This is a genomic window from Algibacter marinivivus (genome assembly GCF_003143755.1).
GTDB lineage: Bacteria > Bacteroidota > Bacteroidia > Flavobacteriales > Flavobacteriaceae > Algibacter_B > Algibacter_B marinivivus.
On record NZ_QFRI01000001.1, the window covers coordinates 1,279,554 to 1,298,489 of the forward strand.

Below are 18,936 nucleotides of genomic sequence, written 5' to 3' on the forward strand. Positions count from 1 at the left end.
TTTGGCACGCGTTTTGAAACTACATAATCAAGAACCCTAAAATGTTATATTATGAAAACGATAAAAATACTTTTAAGCTTTGTTTTAACAGCAACACTTTTTACTTCTTGTTATACAGAAGTTGTTGTAGACGATTTTAATGATGCACCTGTAATTACAGCAAATCAATTATTAAATTCGTATGATCTTTGGTATGTAGATATTAATAGTACTGTTGGGTATGGAGAAACGCCTTTTCTACAAAAAGCATTTACAGTATCTTTTCTTAATGGTGTAGTATATGCTAATAATAATATTGCAGGATTAGGTTCTAATGGTAATGGCTTTGGAATTGATGTTGGTGAGTTTGATGCTTATGATATGATTTTAGATGTACAACATGATATTGATGGATTTTCAACTTTTGATGTTTATGAAGTAGATTATAATACGATAGAATTATACAACCCTAATAATGACACCTCTTACTTTTTAGATGGTTACCAAAGAAATAATTTTGATTACGACTTTGTATTCTATGATAATATTCATTATTTCTTACAAGAGTATGAGGCTTGGGAAAAGACTTATACTAGTGAGTTTGGAGCTATAAATGAATTTGATAATGAGAATTATTTACAATTTTTAGCTGGTGGAAACGATTCAACTTTTAGAAGCTCGCAAGATGATATTGGATTAAGCGCTAATAATCTTATTTGGGATTATACAGGAATTTATGGAGTGGGTGATGTAAGTGGGAATGAGCTCTTGAAAACTTTAACATTAGATTATGACTTTTTGGACAATGAATTTTTTGAATTGACCGTTATAACAGACAGTAAGATTGAATTATTCCATCCTTCTTCTGAAACAGTTTATGAATTTGAAGGTAGAGGTTATATACAATACTTAAAGTCTGATGGTAATACTAAAGAGAAGAAAGTATCAAAAGACAAAAAGCGTAAGTTTAGAAAAGATAAAGTAGCAAATCCAAGAGAAAGTACTCGAAAGGTTTAAAAATACAAAGTGAATTTTCACTAAAAATTTTGGTTGGTTATTTAGTTTAGAAACCGTTTAAAGCATCTTGTTTTAAGCGGTTTCTTTTTTGTTTATATATGTGACGTATTTATGTTTTTTGTGTCTAAAAAATAGAAACACTAAAAACCAAAATAAAATTTAATGGGGTTATTTTCATTTATAAAAAAAGCAGGAATTAAAGTATTTGAAATTGAACATGCACATATGTTATTGCCTTCTGAAGCTTTAATTAAAAAGGCCGAAATTGAAAATTATGCTGCAAAAAAACTAGAAAGAATAATTATAAATTTACAATTACAGGTTGAAGACTTAAATGTTTTTATAGACACAGATGTTGCTGTAGTTTCGGGTTTAGCATACGATCAAGCTACAAGAGAAAAAGTTGTTTTAATTGTTGGGAATTCAGATGGTATTTCTAGTGTATATGATTATATGAAAGTTGAAAATGAAGCCCCAGTTTCTCAATTTTATACGGTAACAAATGGAGATACTTTAGGGAAAATAGCAAAGGTGTATTATGGGAATGACATGGGCTACTCTGTAATTTTTGAAGCAAATAAGCCGATGTTACACCACCCAAAAAAAATATATCCTGGACAGGTATTAAGAATCCCTGCTTAGTATTTAGATTACTAATTATATTATGTTTTAAACAGGTTTTAGGTTCTTGTAAAATATTAATTGTGACCTATTTAATTTTTGTGTGTCTTAAAAGTATTAACCCTTAAAACAAATGATAAAATGGGATTATTTTCATTCATAAAAAATGCAGGAGCTAAAGTTTTTGGAATAGGAAAAACTGATGCTGAAGAAGCTAGAGAAGCTGCTGAAAAAGAATTAAAACTAGAAGAAGCTGCTGCTAGAAAATTAGAAGAAACAATTACTGATTTACAATTAGAGGTTGAAGGTTTGAATATCTTTATTGATGATGATATGGCTACTGTATCAGGATTAGCATATAATCAAGCTACAAGAGAAAAAGTGGTTTTAGTTGTTGGTAACTCAAGCGGAATAGCCTCTGTTGATGACCAGATGACTGTTAAACATGAAGAGCCAGTAGCACAATTCCACACAGTTCAAAGTGGAGATACTTTAGGAAAAATTGCAAAAACATATTATGGTAACGCTATGAAATACCCAGTTATTTTTGAAGCGAATAAACCAATGCTTACAGATCCTGACAAAATATATCCAGGACAAGTATTAAGAATCCCAGCACTTGATTAGAACATGAGAACCTAATTAATAGCTAATTATGTTATGTTCGAAGCCAACTTGAAAAAGTTGGCTTTTTGCTTTTAAAGTTTTAGCTATTTATAAAAATTCATCTCATCTAAATATTCCCAAACATTTTTAGGGAGCATAGGTTCAACAAGTTTACCATCCTTTATCGCTTTTCTTATAAAAGTTGAAGAGAGTTGCATTATGGGTGCATTTACATGATGTATTTTTTTGTGTCCGTTAAACCTAGTATCAATGTTACTCTCAGAAATTCTTGGATAGACATAGATATCATGATTATCAAGAATCACTTCATAATTTTTCCATTTATGGAAACTCTTCAAATTATCCTCTCCCATTATTAAAGCAAAGGTATTGTTGGGGTATTTTTCTTGTAAATGTGCAAGTGTGTTTACTGTGTAATTAGGTTGAGGTAAATTAAACTCTATATCACTTGGTTTTAGTTTTTTGTAATCTTTAGTTGCCAAATAAACCATCTCTAGTCGTTGATAATTATCAAGTAAACTAGATTTCTTTTTAAAAGGATTATGTGGTGTTACAACAAACCAAATTTGGTCTAAATCACTGTATTCTGCTAAATGATTTGCAATAACCAAATGCCCAATATGTATGGGGTTGAAAGAGCCAAAATATAAACCAACTTTCATTGCAAGAACATTAAGAATTAATAAAATTATTTACTTTCTCTTCTGCTTCAACAAGTGCTCTTTCTAAATCATCATTAACAATAATAGTATCAAAAAGTGGCGCTGTTGCTAATTCTGCTGAAGCTTTTGCAACACGCATATTTATTTTGTCTTCACTTTCTGTTTTACGTTTTTTTAAACGAATTTTTAATTCATCTATACTTGGTGGTTTTACAAAAATGGCTAGAGTTTCTTCTGGAAATTTTCTTTTTATTCTAAGTCCGCCAGAAACATCAATATCAAAAATCACGTTTTTACCAAGTGCCCAAATACGTTCAACTTCAGTTTTTAAAGTGCCATAAAAGTTATCTCTATAAACTTCTTCCCATTCTAAAAAGGCATCAGTTTTAATTTTGTTTTTAAATTCTTTAGCCGAAAGAAAATAGTAGTCTTTTCCATGTTCTTCCTCTCCTCGTTTATCTCTTGAAGTTGCAGATATTGAGAACTCTAAATTTAAATTTTCCTTACCTAATAAATGCCTCACAATGGTTGTTTTTCCTGAACCTGAAGGTGCAGAAAACACTATAAGTTTACCTTGTTTTATGTTTTTGTCAATCACTAATTTATCCTTTTGTTAAAGTACATTCAATAATTGTTCCTTAATTTTTTCCAACTCATCTTTCATTTGTACCACTAACTGCTGCATAGGTGCATAATTACTTTTAGAGCCAATGGTGTTTATTTCACGTCCCATTTCTTGACCAATAAAGCCTAATTTTTTCCCATTAGAATCGTTAGAATTCATACATTCAGTAAAATAATTAAGATGATTTTTTAGTCTTACTTTTTCTTCTGTAATATCAAACTTTTCAATGTAGTAAATCAATTCTTGCTCAAATCGGTTTTCATCATATTTTTCTCTTAACTCTTCAACCCCTTTTAATAAACGTTCTCGAACACCTTCAACACGTTCGGGGTCCATGGCAATTACTTTTTCTAGTAACTCATTTATAGCAACAACACGTTTGCTGAAATCAAGTTCTAAGACCTTGCCTTCATTTAATCTGTGCTTCGTTAATGCTTCAATAGCATGGTTTATCTCGATTTCAATTGTATTCCATTCATTGTCATCAATTTCTTCTCTAACAGTATTTAATGCATCAGGAAATCTAACTGCCATTTTAAGAAAATCTAAATCATTTCCATCAACAACATGCTTTAATTGCTCAATATATTGTTTTACAACAGGAGTATTAATTTGAGTAGAGGTGTCTTCAGCTGTAGCTTCAACATAAATTGAAAAATCTACTTTTCCACGCACCAATTTATCAGCTAAAATTTTTCTAATAACTAATTCTTTTTCCCTATAAATAGAAGGCATTCTAGCATTTAAATCTAAATTTTTACTATTTAAAGACTTAAGTTCTATTGTTATTTTTTTTGTTGGGAGCTGTAAAACAGATTTTCCATAACCTGTCATAGAATGTATCATAAATGCGAGTATTAATATTATGCAAAGGTAATTAAAACCTAAGTAAAGAAAATGAATTTACTAGTGTTAAAAAAAATACTTTAAATGATTATGAGTGGGTTATAAAATAATTAATAAATACATTTACTGAATAATTTTTTTCAATATAGAAATGAATAAAATACATAAGATAAGTGCTGTAATAGGATGTTGTATTCTTATTCTAGCATGTAAGGAAAAGCAAAAAAGTGTTGAATTAAATAATGAAAACATTGTTGAAGAAGCTACTAAAAAATCAATAGATAGTATTATTAATAATCCGCCAAATGGAATGGTTTGGGTTCCTGGAGGTTCTTTTTTACAAGGGGCAGTTCAACAAGATAAAACTGCCATGAGTCATGAAAAACCACAACACCCTGTTTCTGTTGATGGATTTTTTATTGATATAACAGAAGTGACAAATAAAGCATTTAAAAAGTTTGTAAACGAAACAGGTTATATTACTGTTGCTGAGCGTGAAATTGATTGGGAAGAAATGAAGAAGCAATTACCTGTTGATACACAGAAACCGCATGATAGTATTTTGCAACCTGGATCCTTAATGTTTAAAAAAACAAAAACATCACTTCCAAATTTATATGATTTTTCACAGTGGTGGCGATGGGTTAATGGTGTAAATTGGAGACACCCAAGTGGTCCAGATAGTAATATTGATGGAAAAGATAATCACCCAGTCGTACATATAAGTTACGAGGATGCTCAGGCTTATTGTAAATGGACTGGAAGACGATTACCAACAGAAGCGGAGTGGGAATATGCTGCAAGAGGTAAAAAGACAAGCACTATTTATTTTTGGGGTGATGATAGAAGTGAACTCTCTAAAATGGTGAATAGTTGGGAAGGCGAATTCCCTGTTAACAATACGTTAGAAGATGGTTTTGAAAGAACAGCACCAGTAAAATCGTATCCACCAAATGATTTTGGGTTGTATGATATGGCAGGAAATGTTTGGGAATTTGTGTCAGATTGGTATAATATTAAGTATTATGAAGAATTAGTCGCAACAAATGCAGAAGTTGTTAATCCTCAAGGCCCTGATAAAGCATATAATCCTAGTCAGCCATATTTACAAGAAAAAGTAATTAAAGGCGGCTCTTTTTTGTGTAGCGATTCGTATTGCGCAAGTTATAGAGTGTCTTCTAGAATGGGAACAAGTATGGACTCCTCTTCAGAGCATATTGGTTTTAGAACAGTTGCTACTCCAGATATGTTATTGAAATAGTTTACTAAAATAAAACAAAAAGGCTTTAATAAATTCACTTACTAAAGCCTTTTGTACTCAAGGTGGGAATCGAACCCACACTTCCGAAGAAACTGGATTTTGAATCCAGCGCGTCTACCAATTCCGCCACTTGAGCATTTCGGACAGCAAAAATATAGTTTTTTTCGATATTACGCACAAAAATACCAGTCATTATACTTTTCAGGTTAAAATAAATGTCTAAATTTGCACCTCGTTTATAAAAAGTAGACTTTAAATACTACAAAACAACAAGTTAACCATGGCCGTTGTAAATACTGAAGCAAAAATTTTTGCATGTACACAAAGTAAAGTTTTAGGTGAGCAAATCGCTAAAGCTTTTGGTACAGAATTAGGAAACGTTATAACGTCTACATATAGTGATGGTGAGTTTCAACCTTCATACGAAGAATCGATTCGTGGTACTAGAATTTTTATAATCGGATCGACACACCCGGAGCCAAGAAACTTAATGGAAATGTTGTTAATGATTGATGCAGCAAAACGTGCATCAGCAAGACACATTACTGCGGTTATGCCATATTTTGGTTGGGCAAGACAAGATCGAAAAGATAAACCAAGAGTACCAATTGCAGCTAAATTAGTAGCAAAAATGCTTGAGGCAGCTGGTGCAACACGTATTATCACTATGGATTTGCATGCAGATCAAATCCAAGGATTTTTTGAAAAACCTGTTGATCATTTATATGCATCAATCATATTTTTACCATATTTAAAAAGTTTAAACCTACCTAACTTAACTATTGCATCACCAGATATGGGTGGTTCAAAAAGAGCCTACGCTTATTCAAAAGCTTTAGAAAGTGATGTTGTAATTTGTTACAAGCAACGCGCAAAAGCCAATGTTATATCTCACATGGAATTAATTGGAGATGTTAAAGGTAAAAATGTAGTTTTAGTTGATGATATGGTTGACACTGCAGGAACATTAACAAAAGCAGCAGATTTAATGATGGAAAGAGGTGCATTAAGTGTAAGAGCTATATGTACACACCCTATTTTGTCTGGAAACGCTTACGAAAGATTAGAAAAATCTAAGCTTGAGGAATTAATAGTTACAGACTCTATTCCATTAACTCAAAAAAGCGATAAAATTAGAGTTTTAGGATGTGCAGATTTATTTGCTGAGGTGATGAGTAAAGTACACAATAACAAATCAATTAGTTCAAAATTTGTAATGTAACCATTCCGCTTAAGGCGAAATAAAAAAGAGTATTAATTAAATTATTATATAAATAACAATTATGAAATCAATTACAATCAACGGATCTCAAAGAGAAAGCGTGGGCAAGAAAGCAACAAAAGCCCTACGTAATGCTGGTCAGGTTCCTTGCGTATTATACGGAGGAGACAAGCCAGTGCATTTCTCTGCACCAGAATTAGCTTTCTCAAAACTAGTATACACGCCTAATGCGCATACAGTTGTGATTGAGCTAGACAACGGAGAAACTTTAAATGCAGTACTTCAAGACATTCAATTTCACCCAGTAACAGACAGAATCTTACACATAGATTTCTATCAATTATTCGAGGATAAAGAAATTGCATTAAACATCCCAGTACAATTAGTAGGTAACTCTAAAGGGGTTAAAAACGGTGGAGTTTTAAAAAGAAACAACCGTAAGCTTCGTATTAAAGCATTACCAGTAAACTTGCCAGATTTTATAGAGATAGATATCACACCTCTTAAAATTGGTGATAAAGTTGCCGTAGGCGATTTACCAAGTGGAGATTATACATTTTTACACAACGATAATACTGTAGTTTGTAGAGTAAGTACATCTAGAGTAGCAGTTGAAGATGAAGAAGATGAAGAAGAATTAGAAGAAGGAGCAGAAGCAGCTGAAGGAGCAGAAGCACCAGCAGCAGAAGGGGCAGAAGCACCAGCTCAAGAATAAAACATATTTTGGATTAAATAAAAAAAGCATCTTGATTTTTTCAAGGTGCTTTTTTTGTAATAAAAATTTTGGTGTTACTAGAAGTGTCGGGCTTTTATTCATGGATTCTATTGTAAATTTTGGAATTCATGAACATAAATGTTTCGTTGCAAGTCCTCGCACCTCTTTCGTCGGGCTGTGGGCTATACACTTCAATCCCTAACTTACCCCATCTGCTAGAAACTAACTAATCAGCAATTTTTTGGCATGTTTAATGTATTTTAGCAAAAAATAAAAATAACATGTGGCAGTTTTTGTCAAACTTATTTAAAAAGAAAAATAAAATAGAAGAACAAGACCCTATGAAAAAATTTTTGATAGTAGGTTTGGGAAACATAGGCGAGAAATATGAAAATACCCGTCACAATATAGGCTTTAAAGTATTAGACTATTTTGCAAAACAAGAAGACTTAACCTTTGAAACCCAAAAACTAGGAGATGTTACTACCTACAAACTAAAAGGGCGTACGTTTATATTTTTAAAACCAAGTACCTACATGAATCTTAGCGGAAAAGCTGTTCAGTATTGGTTGACAAAAGAAAAAATTCCATTAGAAAACCTATTGGTTATTACAGACGATTTAAACTTACCCTTTGGAAGCATACGTGTAAAAACAAAAGGAAGTGATGGTGGTCACAATGGATTAAAAGATATTCAGGACAAATTAAACACCACAAAATACAACCGTTTCAGATTTGGTATAAGCGATGCTTTTAGTAAAGGTAGGCAGGTTGATTATGTACTAGGTGAATGGACAAATGAAGAAAACACTAAGTTAAAAGAGCGCTTAGGAAAATCAATGGACCTTATAAAATCTTTTGCTTTAGCAGGTATCAATAATACCATGAATACATTTAATGGAAAATAAAAGGAGCGTTTTTAACGCTCCTTTTATTTATTCTATTATAATTTTCTTAGTCGATTTTCTTAGACCGTCACTTACATTTAAAATGTACATGCCAGAGTGAATATTATTTAAATCTATAGATTGATTGAAATCTCCAGTTGCTTCATAATTTTTCTTAAATATTACTCGACCTCTTATATCATAAATTTCAGTAATAATATCCCGAGATTTAGAGCCGTTTAGTTTTATAGTAAAATCACCTTTGTTAGGGTTAGGAAAAACTAAAAAGTTTTCGAAACCAAATTCCTCAACAGATAAGGTAGGCATTATATTAAGCGTATAATCTTCAACTTCACCATCAAAGCTATTTTCACAAGAACCCGCAATTCCATCTCCTTTAAATTTGGTAGAAACTCGCATTACGGTACTTCCAAGAAGAGCATCAATAGGTACAGTTATAGATCTTGGCGTTTCACCAGTAGGACCATTACTGGTATTAGTAGCATCTCCCATATCATAATCTTCTCCAACATCAAATTCACAGTTTTGATTCCAGTCTACCCATACTTTGGTATTTGTGGTAAAAGCCCCATCTGTATTTACATTAACTCTTAGATCATAAGAACTATTTCTATTTATATCTGTAGAAGTGCCAGTAAAATCACTATAATCAGATTTCCCTGTTAAATTAGTAATTGTATTAAATTGGACTAATCTAGTACTTGTTTGGTAATCTAAATTACCACTAGATACACAAATAGAATTGAAGAATGGAAAAACAATATTTTTGTTTTTCACCTTAGGAGCAGCTGTTGTGCCTGTTAAAGTAATATTATAATTGTTTTGCGCAACACCATCTAAATTACTAATGGTCATGGTTACAGTGCCAGAATCATTTCTGCTTGTTGGTGAAAAAGAAACAGTTCCTGAACCAGGAATTCCAGACGCACTAAAAGTGGTGTTGTCTGAAAAACCATTAGCAACAACAAAATCAAAATTATATACTGCTATTGTTTCTCCACAGTTTATGGGTGTTAAAGTTTCATCAGCTATAAAAAAATCTGGCTCGGTTGAAATTGAAAAATTATAATCTGAGACATCATAAAAAATATTATCCACTGCTTCAATTAAAACTCTTGCAGTAGTAGTATTTGATATGGCAGGTACTGTATACGAAAAAGAACCATCATTTGGAGTAGCTGAAGTAATAACAGTTGGGAATGATAAACCACCATCAGTAGATAATTTTATACTAACCGTTTGGCAGTTAATTCCACCAACATCTGCAGATTGCCCAACAATCCATTCGATATTTTGAGTTGAACCTTGTGCCCAAGATACAGGGTTTACTACAGCAAAAGGATCTGTACTATTTACAATGATATCAACAAAATCAACAGCAGTTTGTCCAGCTCCATTTGTACCCATTACATCATTATCTCTAACGGTTAAAGCAAAAGTCATGGTTCTATTAACTGATGGTATTTTTTCCCAAGTTGTAGACCCTCCAGTAGCAACATAATCAGCAAAAATTGGAATATTTCTAACAGGGTTAGTTGTGCCTTCAAATGAGCGCACTAAAGGACCAGTAATATTATTCTCTTGAGGTAATCCAGCAGAACCTAAATCATATTGTTCCCAAGTATAAGTATGTCCAGAAGTACCATCAGGGTCAGTTGAACTTCCTACAAGTTTAAAAGCTGTTGATACTGGGATAGTATAGTCAGGTCCAGCGTTTGCTGTTGGTGCATTATTTGTTACACTAGTTTCTGCTCCACAAGTACTTGCACCAGTTGTGATATTATCCCAAATCATTTGAATGCTTTTTTGATGAAAATAGGCATCACTTTGATTTTGTACATTTTGCGGAGAACAAATACCCGCATAAGCCATAATAGTTGTTCCACTACCAGGTTCGTAGGCATTACTTGCAGTTCTGTTTCCTCCAGCACAATTCCCGGCATCTCCATTAAATGTATGCGGTGCACCAAACTGATGACCAATTTCATGAGCCACAAAATCTATATCATATGAGTCTCCTACAGGAGAAGATAATCCAGTAATTCCTTGGGCTTTAATTCCAGTAACACAAGGAGAATTTAGTTGCGCTAACCCACCACCTCCAGTGCTAAATGTATGACCTATATCATAAGTAAAAGGCGTTGCTGTAGCAGCAGCATCAATTTCTACTTGACTTTCATCAATTAATAAGTTTGCATCATTATTAGTGAAATTGTCAGAATTAATAAAAATAATATTAGTATTATCAACCAAGATCATTTTAATGGCCAAATCTCTTTGAAAAACAGTATTTACACGATTCATTGTTACAGTCATTGCAGCTAATACAGCTGCTTTTTTAGCTGCTTCGGTATCTCCAGCTGTTAAACCAGCTGCTTGCCAATGAAACTGAGAATATTCGATAGTAGAAGCTAAAGCTAGTCTGAATGTTCGTAATTTACTATCATTAGCATTTCTTTGTGATTTTGAATTTTTACTTGTTTCTCTAGACATAATTAAATCATCAGGAACAAGACATCTAAATTCTTTTTTTAAGGCTGGAAGATCTCCTTTATCATAAACTATATATGTATTGTTTTCTGAATAAGGGTCAATAAATTGTGTGCCAGTTTTAGAAGACAATGTCATAGCATGTAATCCTTGAGGAGTAATACTAAAACTAATAGTAGATGAAGGGTTTTTAATATTTTGTCCAACATAAGTTCGTATTTCTGGATGCTTTTCTTGATAAGCTGCCTCTAATATTGATGATTCTTTCACTTCAAATTCATCTAATTCACCTTCACTATTTGGAAACTTAATAATTTGTGTAGCTGTATTTTTATTTGATGAACTCTTTGAAACTGTATTTAAACTGTTCTTTAACTCATTAATATTTAATTGATAGTAAACAGATTTTGAAGGTTCTGTTTTTCGTAACATTTTTTTACCTTGAATAGCTTCTTTTTTAGAAACCAAAGACCAAACTTCTTTATTTTGAGCAAAAACGGTTGTTAGAAATAATGAAAAAAATAACAGAAATAAATTGTTTTTTGGGGTAAAAATTCTCATGACAATTAAGATTTATATTTTTCTTAGCTTGCTAAAAGTACTCTGTTAATGTAACAATTACAAAAAATATGCTGTCATTTTAAAATAACATATATTTGTTTATGAGGTATTTTTATGTGTTTTTTTTGATAATTTGTTTGCTGTCATGTAAAGCTAAAAGTGAGATAAAATCAGCTGTAACAAAGGAAGTTTCGAATATGGAGTGTCCTAAAGAAGGTAGATGTTCACTTGAAATAATCGAAAATAAAATCTTACAAATTAATACCGATAATCTAGGAAGTGTTTATCCTGAAGTGTTAAATGGCGATGAATGTGTGTTAAAATTTGAATATAAGAAGCTAGGAAATAGTAATTATCAAGACAGTGGTTATAGAGAAGAAATTTTTATTGAAATAGATAAAAGTAATCCTGAGATTAAAACAGAAGATTTAAAAAATAAAAAACTCTTTTTTGCAAGGTGGTGCTATTGTAAAGGACAAACGGGTTATTATAAAATTAATAAGGGTAAATTATCAATAACTAAGGTGGATGAAAATAGTTTTCGTATTCAATTAAATTTTAAAATTGAAGAAGTGCCACAAGTTATAAATAGAATAGATTATATATTCAGCTTACAATAACGTTTTTAGGTTTGTTTTAAGTTTCATTATAACTAATTTTGTGTAAAATAAAAAGCTTGAAAACAAGGCGTAATTTAAACACTTTAAACAATCAACCAACTGTTGTAACCATTGGCACTTTTGATGGTGTACACGTTGGTCATCAAAAAATAATCAATCGTTTAATTAATACAGGCAAATTAGAAGATTTACAATCTGTAATACTCACTTTTTTTCCTCACCCAAGAATGGTGTTGCAAAAAGATTCTAACATAAAACTTATAAATACCATTGATGAACGACATAATATTTTAGATGAATTAGGATTAGATTGTTTAGTTATAAAAAAGTTTACTCACGAGTTTTCAAGATTATCAGCAGAAGATTTTGTGAAACAGATTTTAGTAGAAAAACTAAATGCTAAAAAAGTAATTATTGGTTACGACCATAGATTTGGTAGAAATAGGAATGCTGATATTAATGACTTAAAAGCTTTTGGTGAAACTTATGATTTTGAAGTAGAAGAGATTTCAGCTCAAGATATAAATGATGTGGCAGTAAGTTCTACAAAGATTAGAAAAGCTTTGTTAGAAGGAGAAATACAAAAAGCCAATACATTTTTGGGTTATAATTTTATGTTAACAGGTAAAGTAACTAAAGGTAAAGGTTTAGGAAAACAGATTGGGTTTCCTACGGCTAATATTGAAATTGTAGAAGACTATAAAATTATACCTAAACAGGGTTCTTATATTGTAAACGCTTTGATTAATGAAACTTTAGTTTATGGTATGATGAATATTGGAATGAACCCAACAGTAAACGGAGACAAACAAACAATTGAGGTTCACTTTTTTGATTTTGATGCAAATATTTATGAGGATACAATACAAATAGATTTGCTTCACAGAATTCGAGATGAAGAAAAATTTGAGTCTATTGAAGTCTTAAAAAATCAATTGAAGAAAGATAAAGCTACTGCTTTAGAATATATTATAAATCAAAATGCTAAATAACTGGCTTTTTAAACATATAGACAATTCATCTCTAGTCGTTTTCAGGATTATTTTTGGGTTGCTTTGTTTTTTAGAATCGGTTGGAGCTATTTTTACAGGTTGGATAAAACGTACTTTAGTTGAGCCAGATTTCACTTTTAATTTTATTGGTTTTGAATTTTTGCAACCCTTACCTGGTGATGGGATGTATTACTATTATTTAGCAATGGGCTTATTTGGGTTGTTAATTATGGTTGGATACAAATACAGATTCAGCATGTTTGCATTTACAATAATGTGGTCTGCAACGTATTTAATGCAAAAATCATCATATAATAATCATTACTATTTGTTAATGCTGTTGAGTGCCATTATGGTGTGTCTTCCTGCACATAAATATGCCTCTATTGATGCTAAAATAAATCCAGAAATTAAAAGCTATTCAATGCCTCAATGGTGTCGTTGGGTTATAATTCTTCAATTATTTATTGTTTACACATATGCGTCTGTAGCTAAGTTATATCCAGATTGGTTAGACACATCTGTTATAGAATTAATGATGAGAGGTAAAAAAGATTATGTTGTAGTTGGTGATTTTCTTCAGCATAAATGGTTACATTATATATTAGCTTATGGTGGTATTTTATTTGATGGTTTAATAGTGCCTTTGCTATTATTTAAACCTACAAGAAAATATGCTTTTATAGTTTCTATTTTCTTTCATATGTTTAATTCAATTATATTTCAAATAGGTATTTTTCCTTATTTATCTTTAGCCTTTTCATTGTTCTTTTTCCCAGCAGAAAAAATTCAAAAACTATTTTTAAAAAAGAAATTATTCTACTCATCAGAGGAAATCAGAATTCCAAATTATAATTCAATACTAATCATAGTATTTTCAATTTATTTTATAATCCAAATTGGATTACCATTAAGACATCATTTTATTGAAGATAATGTACTTTGGACAGAAGAAGGACACAGACTTTCATGGCGAATGATGCTTAGAATAAAAAGTGGACAAACATCGTATTGGGTTGAAAATAAAGACACAGGGAAACGTTCTTATATAGATTTAAACAAATACTTAAGTGTTAAACAAAAAAGATCTGCTAGCACAAAACCAGATGTAATGTGGCAATTTGCACAACGCCTTAAAGAAGAATTTAAGAGTAAGGGAGAGGATGTTGCAGTTTACGTAAACAGTAAAGTGAGTGTAAACGGAAAGCCATATAAAACTTTAATTGATCCAACCATAGATATTGCCAATGTAGAATGGGATGTTTTTAAGCATTCCAATTGGATTTTACCTTCAAAAGAAGAGTGATTATATATTCAATTCATTAAATTTGTGGCTTAAATTTTTCAATTCATGTTACAAGTTCCTTTTATTAGAGAAAACAAAGCATTAGTTATAGAGCGCTTAGCAAAAAGAAATATTGATGCTACGCAAATGATTGATGATGTTATTAATTTTGACGAAGATAGAAGACGTCTTCAAACTGAGTTAGATAATACTTTGGCAGAATCTAACACTTTATCAAAAGAAATAGGGAACTTATTTAAGTCTGGTAAAGTTCAAGAGGCTAATGTTTTAAAAGGAAAAACGAGCCAGCTTAAAGAAGCTTCTAAAGCGCTTTCTGAAGCATTAAATAATAAATCTGAAGCGTTAAACGAGCTACTTTACAAAATACCAAATGTGCCTCATGAAGATGTACCACGAGGAAATTCAGATTTAGATAATGAAGAGGTTTTTAAAGCAGGTGATATTCCAAAATTATATGATGGTGCTTTACCACATTGGGAACTAGCTAAGAAATATGATATTATAGATTTTGAATTAGGTAACAAAATAACTGGCGCAGGTTTTCCAGTTTATAAAGGAAAAGGGGCAAGATTACAACGTGCTTTAATTGCTTATTTTTTAGACAAAAATACAGCAGCTGGTTACACAGAATACCAATTACCACTTATGGTAAATGAAGCTTCTGGTTTTGGTACAGGACAATTACCTGATAAGGAAGGGCAAATGTACCATGTTACAGAAGATAATTTATATTTAATCCCTACGGCTGAGGTGCCTGGAACCAATATTTTTAGAGATGTTGTTTTAAGTGAAAATGAATTACCAGTTAGTGTTACAGGTTATACACCATGTTTTCGTCGTGAGGCAGGAAGTTACGGTGCTCATGTAAGAGGTTTAAATAGGTTACACCAATTTGATAAAGTTGAAATTATTCGTGTAGAACACCCTAGTAAATCTTACCAAGCTTTGGATGGTATGATTGACCATGTTAAAGATATTTTAAAAGAATTAAAATTACCATACAGGATATTACGTTTATGTGGCGGAGATACATCTTTTGCTGCAGCATTAACTTACGATTTTGAGGTGTTTTCTACAGCTCAAGATAGATGGTTAGAAATCTCTTCAGTTTCAAATTTTGAAACCTTTCAAGCGAATCGTTTAAAACTTCGATTTAAGAATAGTGATGGTAAAAATGAATTAGCACATACTCTTAATGGAAGCTCTTTAGCTTTACCAAGAGTGCTAGCAGGAATTCTTGAAAACTACCAAACTAAGGATGGAATCCTTGTGCCAGAAGTGCTTCAACCTTACACAGGTTTTAAAATCATAAATTAAAGTTAAATCTTACAAATTAATCAATTTATTAAAATAATTATCGATTAAATGCATTTAATACATGTTGTTTGACGAATTTATTATATTTTTCTTGAATAATTAATATTTATTTTTCAAGTTCGCTTAACCAAATCTAATTAACCTACTGATTATGAAGAATGTTAAGCGCATTTTCCTTTTAATTGCTCTGATTTTTTTCGCAACTAAAGTATTATCTTCAGATTTCGAATTATTTAAATCCGAAGACAATACCTCAACCATTGCGAGTAAATAGGGATTTTTCAAATAAAATTCTTGATGCAATCCAATACGAATTTTTGAAAATAGTCGTTCTTGTGTAAACGAGAATTAAAGACTGTCCCCAATCGAGTGTTTAATTAACAAGTAGTTAATAGAAAATTATTTTTGGTTGGTAAGTGCCCGATTTTTATCGGGCACTTTTTTTATAAAAACTTTTACATTATCTACACCTTACATTTGTTATATTTACCATATGCGTTACATTTTATTTTTATGCTTATTTATATCGGGTGTTTTGTTTTCTCAAAATGCTACGCTTGCTAAAGATTATTTCCAAAAAGGGGAGTATGAAAAAGCACTTATTGAGTATAAAAAGTTGTATGCTAAATCATCTTCTAATATTAATTACATTAATCAAGTTATTAGCACCTATCAGCAATTAGAAAGGTATGATGAAGCTGAAAGTTTTATTTTGAAATTAATGGAGCGGGTTAAGTACCCAGCTTTTATAGTTGAGTTGGGGTATAATTATCAACTGAAAAACGATTTGCAAAAAGCAAACGAGAATTACCAAAAAGCAATTTCAACAATTGATAAAAAAGCTAGTAATGTTTTTGCTGTAGCTAGAAGTTTCCAAAGTCATTCACTTTTAAACGAGGCTGTAATTTCTTATGAAAAAGCAGCAGTTTTAAATCCCGATTTCAATTTTAATGTACAGCTTGCACAAATTTATGGAGAGCAAGGTAATATTGAAAAGATGTTTAATAGTTACCTAAATTTTGCAGAATTAAACCCTGTTGTTGTAAGGGATGTTAAGCGTGCTATAAACGATTTTATTAGTGAAGATAGTACTAATGAAAACAATATTTTATTCCGAAAATTACTTTTGAAAAAAAATCAACTAGAGCCTAATATTCTTTGGAATCAGTTATTAAGTTGGTTGTTTATTCAGCAAAAGGATTTCAAAAAAGCTTTTATTCAAGAAAAGGCCATTTATAAGAGACAGCCAGAAAGTTTGCGTCGTATTGAAGAGCTAGCTTTAATAGCATCAAATGAAAAAGAGAATAACATTTCTCGAGAGATTTTTGAGTTTATTATTGAAACTGCTCAAGATGATGAAACTAAATTAGAAGCACATAGAAATTTAATAAAGATTGACATTAGTGAAAGTTCTAAAACTAATTATGGAGCAATCAAAAACAAATACCTAGAATTACTTAAACAATTTGGGGATGAATCTGAAACTATAGAATTACAGATTTCTTATGCACACTTCTTAGCATTCTATTTAAACCAAACTCAAGAAGCCACTAAGTTTTTAGAAAATAGTTTAAGGTTGCCATTAGCAGAAATTGAAAAGGCTCAAGTTAAGCTAGAGTTAGGAGATATTTTAGTATTACAAGAAAAGTTTAATAAAGCATTAATTTACTACACTCAAATTCAGCGTAATCTTAAAAACAGTACTATTTCTCAAGAAGCACGTTTTAAAGTTGCCAAGGCAAGTTATTACAAAGGGGATTTTAAATGGGCAGAGTCTCAGCTTAAGATTTTAAAAGCTTCAACATCTCAACTTATAGCTAATGATGCATTAGATTTAAAACTTTTAATTTCTGATAATAAGTATGAAGATTCACTTCAAACAGCATTAAAAAAATATGCAAAAGCAGATTTATTGGCATTTCAAAACAGAAATAATGAGGCTATTATTATGCTTGATGAAATTTTGGAAGAGCATAAAACAGAGCCTATAATTGCTCAAGCATTATTCAAACAAGCACATTTGTTTGAGTTAAAAGGCGACAATGAAAAAGCAAAGGTTAATTATGAAATATTAGTTAAAAACTACAGGGATGGTATTTTAATTGATGATGCACTTTTCTATTTAGCAGAAATATATGATAAGCATTTAAATCTTCCAGAAAAAGCTAAAGCGTTATATGAGCAAATTATCTTTAATCACGCTGATAGTATCTACTTTGTTGATGCTAGAAAACGTTACAGAACGCTTAGAGGCGATGCCATAAATTAGAATATGATTGCTGAAGCTGAAACCGAACGTTTATTAATTGAAAAATTTACACTTAATGATGCTTCGTTTTTTAAAGCATTAGTAAACACACCACATTGGATTAAATATATTGGTGATAGAAACACCAAAACTATAGAAGACGCTGAAGAAAGAATAAAATCTGGGCATCTAGAAAGTTATAAAACAAACGGATTTGGTTTTTATAAACTGATATTGAAAGAAAAAAATATTCCAATTGGTACTTGTGGGTTAATTAAACGAGATGAATTAAAACATGTAGACATAGGATTTGCATTTTTAGAAGATTATGAAAGACAAGGCTTTGGATATGAAGCTTCAATTGCAATAATGGAATTAGCAAAAGAGAAATTTAATATTAAAAAACTTTTAGCCATTACTGCTCCATATAATATAGGTTCCATAAAACTGCTTGAAAAATTGAGTTTTAGATATGAAAAAAGAGTAAAACCCTTTGAAGATGATGAAGAACTCTTGTTATTTGCAAAAGATTTATAATACTCTTCTATTAAGAAAAGTTTATAGATAAACTTTTAAATAAATAAACTTATTTTATGATTATATATAATGTAACAGTAAACATAGACGAATCCATTCATGATGAATGGCTTGTTTGGATTAAAGAACATATCCCACAAGTTTTAGGTACTGGCAAATTTGAAAAAGCAACCTTATCTCAAGTTTTAGTTGAAGAAGATATGGGAGGCGTTACTTATTCAATTCAATACCGCTCCTATTCTCGAGAAGCTTTAGATGCGTATTATAGAGAAGATGCTGAAAAATTAAGAACTGAAGGCATGAAAAAGTTTGCAGATAAAATGTTGGCTTTTAGAACAGAACTTCAAATTGTTGATGAGTATACGGTTAATTTTAAATAATC

At 31.1% G+C, this 18,936-nt stretch carries 18 protein-coding genes and 1 tRNA gene; 14 read left to right on the top strand and 5 right to left on the bottom strand.

Annotated features, from left to right (window positions below; genetic code table 11):
* The first annotated feature begins 51 nt into the window (after positions 1 to 51).
* The 3 genes from DIS18_RS05880 (at position 52) to lysM (DIS18_RS05890) (ending at position 2,244) form a co-directional block, all read left to right on the top strand.
* Positions 52 to 996 (top strand): nicotinic acid mononucleotide adenyltransferase, encoded by a 945-nt coding sequence (locus DIS18_RS05880; protein ID WP_109352079.1) that lies wholly within the window; start codon positions 52 to 54, stop codon positions 994 to 996.
* Positions 997 to 1,158: 162 nt separating this feature from the next.
* Positions 1,159 to 1,638: a peptidoglycan-binding protein LysM gene (gene lysM / locus DIS18_RS05885; protein ID WP_109352080.1), complete on the top strand. Its 480-nt coding sequence runs from the start codon at positions 1,159 to 1,161 to the stop codon at positions 1,636 to 1,638.
* Between the two features lie 120 nt (positions 1,639 to 1,758).
* Complete coding sequence (gene lysM, locus DIS18_RS05890; RefSeq protein ID WP_109352599.1) at positions 1,759 to 2,244, top strand: peptidoglycan-binding protein LysM; 486 nt, start codon at positions 1,759 to 1,761, stop codon at positions 2,242 to 2,244.
* Between the two features lie 83 nt (positions 2,245 to 2,327).
* Here lysM (DIS18_RS05890) and nadD read toward each other — a convergent pair whose 3' ends face one another.
* From nadD to DIS18_RS05905, 3 genes are read right to left on the bottom strand one after another with little or no spacing between them, the layout of a single operon-like run.
* Positions 2,328 to 2,906, bottom strand: coding sequence for a nicotinate (nicotinamide) nucleotide adenylyltransferase (gene nadD, locus DIS18_RS05895; RefSeq protein WP_109352081.1), 579 nt, complete (start codon positions 2,904 to 2,906; stop codon positions 2,328 to 2,330).
* Positions 2,907 to 2,916: 10 nt separating this feature from the next.
* Positions 2,917 to 3,489 (bottom strand): guanylate kinase, encoded by a 573-nt coding sequence (gmk, locus tag DIS18_RS05900; RefSeq protein WP_109352600.1) that lies wholly within the window; start codon positions 3,487 to 3,489, stop codon positions 2,917 to 2,919.
* A 30-nt stretch (positions 3,490 to 3,519) separates the two neighbouring features.
* A complete protein-coding gene (locus DIS18_RS05905; RefSeq protein ID WP_109352082.1) occupies positions 3,520 to 4,377 on the bottom strand; it encodes a YicC/YloC family endoribonuclease in 858 nt (285 codons plus the stop codon).
* Between the two features lie 151 nt (positions 4,378 to 4,528).
* Between DIS18_RS05905 and DIS18_RS05910 the strand changes: the two genes are divergently transcribed.
* Positions 4,529 to 5,638 (top strand): formylglycine-generating enzyme family protein, encoded by a 1,110-nt coding sequence (locus tag DIS18_RS05910; RefSeq protein WP_109352083.1) that lies wholly within the window; start codon positions 4,529 to 4,531, stop codon positions 5,636 to 5,638.
* Between the two features lie 54 nt (positions 5,639 to 5,692).
* Here DIS18_RS05910 and DIS18_RS05915 read toward each other — a convergent pair.
* A tRNA-Leu gene (locus DIS18_RS05915) sits at positions 5,693 to 5,774 on the bottom strand.
* A gap of 144 nt (positions 5,775 to 5,918) precedes the next feature.
* Here DIS18_RS05915 and DIS18_RS05920 point away from each other — a divergent pair.
* The 3 genes from DIS18_RS05920 (at position 5,919) to pth (ending at position 8,483) form a co-directional block, all read left to right on the top strand.
* Positions 5,919 to 6,860, top strand: a complete 942-nt coding sequence (locus tag DIS18_RS05920) for a ribose-phosphate pyrophosphokinase (protein WP_109352084.1) — start codon at positions 5,919 to 5,921, stop codon at positions 6,858 to 6,860.
* 61 nt (positions 6,861 to 6,921) lie between these two features.
* Positions 6,922 to 7,575, top strand: coding sequence for a 50S ribosomal protein L25/general stress protein Ctc (locus DIS18_RS05925; protein WP_109352085.1), 654 nt, complete (start codon positions 6,922 to 6,924; stop codon positions 7,573 to 7,575).
* Positions 7,576 to 7,856: 281 nt separating this feature from the next.
* Positions 7,857 to 8,483 (top strand): aminoacyl-tRNA hydrolase, encoded by a 627-nt coding sequence (gene pth / locus DIS18_RS05930; RefSeq protein ID WP_109352086.1) that lies wholly within the window; start codon positions 7,857 to 7,859, stop codon positions 8,481 to 8,483.
* Positions 8,484 to 8,510: 27 nt separating this feature from the next.
* On the opposite strand, the gene DIS18_RS05935 is transcribed toward pth, so the two are convergent.
* Positions 8,511 to 11,534 carry a reprolysin-like metallopeptidase gene (locus DIS18_RS05935; protein WP_109352087.1) on the bottom strand — a complete coding sequence of 1,008 codons (3,024 nt, stop codon included), beginning with the start codon at positions 11,532 to 11,534 and terminating at the stop codon, positions 8,511 to 8,513.
* A 101-nt stretch (positions 11,535 to 11,635) separates the two neighbouring features.
* Here DIS18_RS05935 and DIS18_RS05940 point away from each other — a divergent pair, with 101 nt between their 5' ends.
* The 7 genes from DIS18_RS05940 (at position 11,636) to DIS18_RS05970 (ending at position 18,934) form a co-directional block, all read left to right on the top strand.
* Positions 11,636 to 12,154, top strand: coding sequence for a hypothetical protein (locus DIS18_RS05940; protein ID WP_181363989.1), 519 nt, complete (start codon positions 11,636 to 11,638; stop codon positions 12,152 to 12,154).
* Positions 12,155 to 12,210: 56 nt separating this feature from the next.
* On the top strand, positions 12,211 to 13,146 hold the full coding sequence (locus DIS18_RS05945; RefSeq protein ID WP_109352089.1) for a bifunctional riboflavin kinase/FAD synthetase: 936 nt from the start codon (positions 12,211 to 12,213) through the stop codon (positions 13,144 to 13,146).
* The gene (locus DIS18_RS05950; RefSeq protein ID WP_109352090.1) at positions 13,136 to 14,452 is read left to right on the top strand and encodes an HTTM domain-containing protein; all 1,317 of its coding nucleotides are present in this window, start codon (positions 13,136 to 13,138) and stop codon (positions 14,450 to 14,452) included. The genes DIS18_RS05945 and DIS18_RS05950 overlap by 11 nt, the downstream gene beginning before the upstream one ends.
* Positions 14,453 to 14,497: 45 nt before the next feature.
* A complete protein-coding gene (serS, locus tag DIS18_RS05955; RefSeq protein ID WP_109352091.1) occupies positions 14,498 to 15,769 on the top strand; it encodes a serine--tRNA ligase in 1,272 nt (423 codons plus the stop codon).
* Positions 15,770 to 16,262: 493 nt separating this feature from the next.
* Positions 16,263 to 18,038, top strand: a complete 1,776-nt coding sequence (locus tag DIS18_RS05960; protein ID WP_109352092.1) for a tetratricopeptide repeat protein — start codon at positions 16,263 to 16,265, stop codon at positions 18,036 to 18,038.
* Between the two features lie 3 nt (positions 18,039 to 18,041).
* Complete coding sequence (locus tag DIS18_RS05965) at positions 18,042 to 18,554, top strand: GNAT family N-acetyltransferase (protein ID WP_109352093.1); 513 nt, start codon at positions 18,042 to 18,044, stop codon at positions 18,552 to 18,554.
* A gap of 56 nt (positions 18,555 to 18,610) precedes the next feature.
* On the top strand, positions 18,611 to 18,934 hold the full coding sequence (locus DIS18_RS05970; protein ID WP_109352094.1) for a DUF4286 family protein: 324 nt from the start codon (positions 18,611 to 18,613) through the stop codon (positions 18,932 to 18,934).
* Positions 18,935 to 18,936 lie beyond the last annotated feature (2 nt).

Excerpts from the sequence above, each read along its gene's own strand:
- DIS18_RS05940 (WP_181363989.1), top strand. The coding sequence starts at position 11,636 with ATGAGGTATTTTTATGTGTTTTTTTTGATAATTTGTTTGCTGTCATGT.
- pth (WP_109352086.1), top strand. The coding sequence starts at position 7,857 with ATGTGGCAGTTTTTGTCAAACTTATTTAAAAAGAAAAATAAAATAGAA.
- DIS18_RS05965 (WP_109352093.1), top strand. The coding sequence starts at position 18,042 with ATGATTGCTGAAGCTGAAACCGAACGTTTATTAATTGAAAAATTTACA.
- DIS18_RS05970 (WP_109352094.1), top strand. The coding sequence starts at position 18,611 with ATGATTATATATAATGTAACAGTAAACATAGACGAATCCATTCATGAT.
- DIS18_RS05960 (WP_109352092.1), top strand. The coding sequence starts at position 16,263 with ATGCGTTACATTTTATTTTTATGCTTATTTATATCGGGTGTTTTGTTT.
- DIS18_RS05950 (WP_109352090.1), top strand. The coding sequence starts at position 13,136 with ATGCTAAATAACTGGCTTTTTAAACATATAGACAATTCATCTCTAGTC.
- DIS18_RS05925 (WP_109352085.1), top strand. The coding sequence starts at position 6,922 with ATGAAATCAATTACAATCAACGGATCTCAAAGAGAAAGCGTGGGCAAG.
- nadD (WP_109352081.1), bottom strand. The coding sequence starts at position 2,906 with ATGAAAGTTGGTTTATATTTTGGCTCTTTCAACCCCATACATATTGGG.
- DIS18_RS05920 (WP_109352084.1), top strand. The coding sequence starts at position 5,919 with ATGGCCGTTGTAAATACTGAAGCAAAAATTTTTGCATGTACACAAAGT.
- lysM (WP_109352080.1), top strand. The coding sequence starts at position 1,159 with ATGGGGTTATTTTCATTTATAAAAAAAGCAGGAATTAAAGTATTTGAA.
- DIS18_RS05880 (WP_109352079.1), top strand. The coding sequence starts at position 52 with ATGAAAACGATAAAAATACTTTTAAGCTTTGTTTTAACAGCAACACTT.
- serS (WP_109352091.1), top strand. The coding sequence starts at position 14,498 with ATGTTACAAGTTCCTTTTATTAGAGAAAACAAAGCATTAGTTATAGAG.
- DIS18_RS05905 (WP_109352082.1), bottom strand. The coding sequence starts at position 4,377 with ATGATACATTCTATGACAGGTTATGGAAAATCTGTTTTACAGCTCCCA.
- DIS18_RS05935 (WP_109352087.1), bottom strand. The coding sequence starts at position 11,534 with ATGAGAATTTTTACCCCAAAAAACAATTTATTTCTGTTATTTTTTTCA.
- lysM (WP_109352599.1), top strand. The coding sequence starts at position 1,759 with ATGGGATTATTTTCATTCATAAAAAATGCAGGAGCTAAAGTTTTTGGA.
- DIS18_RS05910 (WP_109352083.1), top strand. The coding sequence starts at position 4,529 with ATGAATAAAATACATAAGATAAGTGCTGTAATAGGATGTTGTATTCTT.